The 5,801-nt window shown below is 67.7% G+C and carries 4 protein-coding genes; 2 read left to right on the top strand and 2 right to left on the bottom strand.

Translation table 11 applies throughout. From position 1 onward, the window contains the following. Positions 1-2,157: leucine--tRNA ligase (gene leuS, locus DBR20_RS05010; RefSeq protein WP_108265416.1), on the bottom strand; the 2,157-nt coding region annotated here is incomplete at its 3' end. A 105-nt stretch (positions 2,158-2,262) separates the two neighbouring features. Then, positions 2,263-2,871: a DUF998 domain-containing protein gene (locus tag DBR20_RS05005; RefSeq protein WP_108265415.1), complete on the bottom strand. Its 609-nt coding sequence runs from the start codon at positions 2,869-2,871 to the stop codon at positions 2,263-2,265. Between the two features lie 153 nt (positions 2,872-3,024). Between DBR20_RS05005 and trxA the strand changes: the two genes are divergently transcribed. Beyond that, complete coding sequence (gene trxA / locus DBR20_RS05000) at positions 3,025-3,882, top strand: thioredoxin (RefSeq protein ID WP_108265414.1); 858 nt, start codon at positions 3,025-3,027, stop codon at positions 3,880-3,882. A gap of 107 nt (positions 3,883-3,989) precedes the next feature. Then, positions 3,990-5,690, top strand: a complete 1,701-nt coding sequence (locus tag DBR20_RS04995) for a FecR domain-containing protein (RefSeq protein WP_108265413.1) — start codon at positions 3,990-3,992, stop codon at positions 5,688-5,690. The last annotated feature ends 111 nt before the right edge of the window (positions 5,691-5,801 follow it).

Genomic DNA, 5,801 nt, shown 5'->3' with positions numbered 1-5,801 from the left:
CAGGGTCTTCTGACCGGCATCCAGCGCGGCCGCGTCGAGCGCCGGTGCGGCACCGTCGGCAGCGTGTTTCTGCACCTGTGCCCACAGGCGACGCAGGAAACGGGCCATGCCGTCCACGCCGGCTTCGTTCCACTCCAGCGACTGTTCCGGCGGTGCGGCAAACATCGAGAACAGGCGCACGGTATCGGCGCCGTACTTGCCGACCATCGCCTGCGGGTCCACGCCGTTGTTCTTCGACTTGGACATCTTCTCGGTACCGCCAACCACCACCGGCTGACCGTCGGCGATCAGGGTGGCGCCGGTGATGCGGCCGCGCTCATCGCGCTGCACGTCCACGTCGGCCGGGTTGATCCAGTCCTTCGAGCCGTCCGGATTCGGGCGGTAGTAGGTCTCGGCGATCACCATGCCCTGGCACAGCAGGTTGCGCGCCGGCTCGTTGCTGTCCACCATCCGCGCGTCGCGCAGCAGCTTGTGGTAGAAGCGGAAATACATCAGGTGCAGGATCGCGTGCTCGATGCCACCGATGTACTGGTCCACCGGCAGCCAGTAGTTGCCGCGCTTGTCGACTGCATCACGGGCACCCGGCGAGGTGTAGCGGGCGTAATACCAGCTCGACTCCATGAAGGTGTCGAAGGTGTCGGTCTCACGCTCGGCCGCGCCACCGCATTCCGGGCAGGTGGTCTTGCGCCATTCCGGATCGGCCTTGATCGGCGAACCGGTGCCGACGAAGTTGACGTCTTCCGGCAGCACCACCGGCAGCTGGTCTTCCGGCACCGGCACCGCGCCACACTTGTCGCAGTAGATCACCGGAATGGGGCAACCCCAGTAGCGCTGGCGGCTCACGCCCCAGTCGCGCAGGCGGTAGTTCACCCGGCGCTGGCCCTGGGCCTTGCGCTCGAACCGTTCGGCCAGTGCCTCGAAGGCGCCCTGGAAATCCAGGCCGTCGAACTCCTCGGAGTTGACCAGTTCGGTCTCGCGGGTCTTGTCGCCGTACCAGTCCTGCCAGCGCGTCGCGTCGTAGGCGCCCTCGTCCTTGCGCAGCGACTTCAGCGCGATGACCTGGCGGATCGGCAGGTTGTACTTGTTGGCGAATTCATTGTCGCGCTGGTCGTGGCCCGGTACGGCCATCACCGCGCCGGTGCCATAGCCCATCAGCACGAAGTTGGCGACCCACACCGGCACCTGGGCACCAGTAACCGGATGCACGGCGCGCAGGCCGGTATCCATGCCGCGCTTTTCCTGGGTTTCCAGTTCGGCCTCGGACACGCCGCCCTGCTTCATTTCCGACAGCAGCGCAGCCAGTTCCGGGTTGTTCTTCGCGGCATGCAGCGCCAGCGGGTGTTCGCCGGCGATCGACACGAAGGTCACGCCCATCACGGTGTCCGGGCGGGTGGTGAACACGCGCAGCGGATCCAGTGCGGCGCCATCGACGTCACGCACGTCGAACTGGATTTCCAGGCCTTCGGAGCGACCGATCCAGTTGCGCTGCATGGTCTTGACCGAGTCCGGCCAGCCGTCCAGCTCATCCAGGCCGTCCAGCAGTTCCTGGGCATAGTCGGTGATGCGCAGGAACCACTGCGGGATCTCGCGCTTTTCCACCAGCGCGCCGGAGCGCCAGCCGCGGCCGTCGATGACCTGCTCGTTGGCCAGCACGGTCTGGTCGACCGGGTCCCAGTTCACTACCGCGTTGCGGCGGTAGGCCAGGCCCTTGCGCATCAGGCGGGTGAACATGCGCTGCTCGTGGACGTAATAGTCCGGGCGGCAGGTGGCGAACTCGCGCGACCAGTCGATGGCATAGCCCAGCGACTGCAGCTGGCTGCGCATGTGGTCGATGTTCTTGTAGGTCCAGGCCGCCGGTGCGGTCTTGTTCTTGATCGCGGCGTTTTCCGCCGGCAGGCCGAACGCATCCCAGCCCATCGGCTGCAGGACGTTGTGGCCGGTCATGCGCTTGTAGCGGCTGATCACGTCGCCGATCGTGTAGTTGCGCACGTGCCCCATGTGCAGCGCACCGGACGGATACGGAAGCATCGACAGGCAGTAGTACTTCGGCTTGTCCGAGGCTTCATCGACCTCGAAGGCACGGGTAGCATCCCAGTACTGCTGGGCGGCGGATTCAACCTGCTGCGGATCGTAAACGTTGGGTTCGACGCTGGTCATGTAACACGCGGTTGCGGCGGCAAAGCGGTACAGCGTACCGCAGTGCGGCAAATGGCTCCAATCCTGCCTGCCGGGCCGGCGTGCGGCGAGGCGGCAGAAACCGTCTCAGCGCCTGCGCGACAGAGGCAGGGCCAGGGCCAGCCACAGCGCCCAGCAGGCAAAGGCCAGCCGCTGCGCCAGCGCCGCCGGCAGTACACCCGGCAGTCCGAACGCCAGCAGACCAGCGCCGATCCCGCAGACCAGGGCCAGCAGGCCCAGCCTGCGCCCGCCGGAATGCCGCAGTCGTGCCGCCCCCAGCATCACGCTGCCGGCGACAAAGGCCAGTGCCCAGACCATCCACACGCTGGCGTGCAGCTTGCTGGCCGGGCCCTGCATGTCCATCTGGTCCTCGAAATCCAGCGGCAGCAGACCCATCGCGATGAAGGCAAGCGCGGCCAGCAGCAGCATCTGGCTGCCCACGCGTGCCGTCCAGGCGGCGTCCACCGGCAGTTGCCGGCGCAGGCGCTCGGCCACGACCACCGCCAGCGCACCCGGCAGCACCAGGCCCAGCAGGTTGAAACCCAGCGCATGGGGAATGCCGTGCGCGCCCAGCCAGGTCACCGGATGCAGTGCCTGCGAGTAGTCCGGCAGCGCCGCACCGAAGCCGGCCACCGACAGCACGAACAGGGCTGCGGCGAGCACGCCCACCCAACGATCCAGCCGAACCACGGACATCGCAGCCACTCTTCAGAAGAACATCAGGACATTGTCGCGGCAGCTGGCACCTGCGCCAAGCGGTGCGGGATTTCATGATGGGGATGACCGCAGGGTTGAGACCGACAAGGTTCGTCACCATAGAATCGGTCTCCAGATGCCGAACGATGCCCCATGACCGAGACGACCTACGTATTCGACGCCACCACCGCCACCTTCGAGGCGGAAGTGCTGCAGAAGTCGCTGCAGACGCCGGTCCTGGTGGATTTCTGGGCGACCTGGTGCGAACCGTGCAAAACCCTCGGCCCGATGCTGGAGAAGCTGGCCGGCGAATACAACGGCGCCTTCGAACTGGCCAAGGTCGATGTGGACAAGGAACAGCAGATCGCCGCGGCCTTCCAGATCCGTTCGGTGCCCACCGTGTTCCTGGTCAAGGGTGGGCAGCTGGTGGACGGCTTCCCCGGCGCCCTGCCGGAAGGTCAGCTGCGTGAATTCCTGGCCCAGCACGGCGTGGTGCCGGCCGATATCGGCGACACCATTGCCGAAGACGAGGCCCCGCTGGACCCGCAGGCACAGGTGGACGTACTGCGCGCGCAGATCGCCGCCGAGCCGGACAAGGATGAGCTGAAGCTCGACCTGGCCCTTGCGCTGCTGCAGGTCGGTGGCGTGGACGAGGCCGGCACCCTGATCGATGCCCTGCCTGCCAACCTGGCCACCGACGACCGTGCCGTGCGTGGCCGCGCCCGCCTCACCTTCGCCGCCGCGCTGAAGGATGCCCCGCCCGCCGAGGTGCTGGAGGCGCGCATCGCCGCCGACGGCAAGGATCTGCAGGCGCGCCACCTGCGCGGCGTGCAGCTGCTGCTGGCCGGTGAGGACGAAGCCGCACTGGAACAGTTCCTGGAGATGCTGCGGATCGACCGCGGTTTCCAGGAAGGACTGCCGCGCAAGGCGCTGATCGATGCCTTCAACGTCATCGCCGATGAAGACCTGGTAGGCCGTTCGCGGCGGCGGATGGCCTCCCTGCTGTTCTGAACGGCAACGACATCGTTCAGAATCCCTGCACTGAACGCGGGCAATAATGCCCGCGATGGTGGCCCCCAGGGCCGCCACGATCCGTTCGGGGGGATGAGGTCGGGGCCATGGGGTCTTGCAGCTGCGCCCCCGCTTTGCCGGGACTGCATTCCGTGACCGTTGGCCGCTCGTCGTCTTTCATCATCCTTTTCCTGCGCGCACTGTTGTGTGCCCTCTGCCTGTTGCCGACGCTCGCCGGCGCGCAGGACTGGAACTACCGGGTCCGCCCCGGCGATACCCTGTGGGACCTGGGCGCCGCCTACCTCAAGCCGAGCGTGGGCTGGCAGCAGCTGCAGCAGCACAACCGCATCGATAATCCGTACCGGCTGCCGCCGGGCGAACTGCTGCGCTTCCCGATCGGCTGGCTGCGCGTTGAACCCGCCCCGGCGCGGGTACTCGCCGTGCGTGGCCAGGTTGAACTGAGCGCGGCCGATGGCAGCAGCAGCCGCGCCGTGCGCGCCGGCGAGCAGCTGCACATCGGCGATGCGGTCCAGACCAAGGCCGACTCCAGCATCACCCTTGAATTTGCCGACGCGTCGCGGTTGCAGCTGCGCGAGTACTCACGCCTGCGCCTGGACCAGCTCAGCCGCTATGGCCGCACCGGCATGGTCGATACCCGCCTGCGCCTGCAGCAGGGGCGCGCCAGCAATCGGGTCACCCCTGCGCGCGGACCGGCCTCTCGCTACATCATCGATGCACCGACGGCCACCAGCAGCGTGCGCGGCACCGTGTTCCGGGTCAGTGCCGGCGATGACGCCCAGGCCGGTGCCACCGAAGTACTGGAAGGTAAGGTGCAGGTCGGCAACCCGCATGGCCAGCGCCTGGTACAGCCCGGCCAGGCCAGCCGCAGCGCGGGCAGCGGAACGGCACCCGAAGCGGTTTCCGGTCTGCTGCCGGCACCGCACCTGCGTGCCGATTCGACCCGCCTGGGAGCCTTGCCGGCCCAACTCGCCTGGGAGCCGGTGACGGGTGCCGATCACTACCGGGTGGAAGTCGTGCAGGCCGCCACCCCGGAAATCCTGTTGTTTGCGGCCACCACCACCGACACCGGGCTGGTGATCGGCGAGCTGCCGCCGGGAGCGCTGCGCCTGCTGCTGCGCGCAGTGGATGCGCAGGGAGTGGAAGGTCTCGATGCCAGCGAGGATTTCCTGCTCAGCGACCAGCCGCCACCGCCGCTGACCATTTCCCCGGTGCAGGGGCAGACGGTCAACAGCGACCGGCCGCGCTTCCACTGGAGCCAGGCGCCCGGTGCCAGCAGCAGTGTGCTGCAGGTGGCCGACGAGCCGCAGTTCCTGCAGCCGCTGCGCGAGCAGAGCACCGATGGCACCGACCTGCGCTTGGGTGAGCCACTGGCTCCCGGCCAGTACTACTGGCGGATCGCTTCGCGTGATGGCCACGGCCATCAGGGTCGCTATGGCCAGGCACTGACGCTGCAACTGACCGATGAACCGGTGGACCCGGCGCTGCAACCGCCCGAAGCCACCGATGGCGAACTGACCGTGCGCTGGCAGGCGGGAAGCGATGGACAGCGCTACCGGGTGCAGGTCGATCGTCGCGGTGATTTCAGCGCGCCGCTGGTCGATGCCACCGTTGACGAACCGCAGGTCAGCTTCAAGCGCCCGTGGCGCGGCACGCTGCACATCCGTGTGCAGTACATCGACGACGATGGCCATGCTGGCCCGTTCTCGCCTGCCCAGCAGGTCAAGCTGCCGTGCCGCCTGTGCTATGGCGCGGGCGGCAGTGTCCTGCTGCTGTGGCTGTTGCTGTGAGACGCTCGCCGCTGCCGTGGTCGCGACGGATCCTGCTGGCCCTGCTGGCGGGTGCAGCGACTGCGGCGGTCAGCCACGGCCAGTGGCTGTGGCGGCAGGATGAGGTGGCGT

Origin of the sequence: Stenotrophomonas sp. HMWF023 (assembly GCF_003060985.1) — a bacterium.
Lineage (GTDB): Bacteria > Pseudomonadota > Gammaproteobacteria > Xanthomonadales > Xanthomonadaceae > Stenotrophomonas > Stenotrophomonas lactitubi.
The sequence above is the reverse complement of the archived record's forward strand: the minus strand, read 5'-3'. Positions and strand labels throughout refer to the sequence as shown.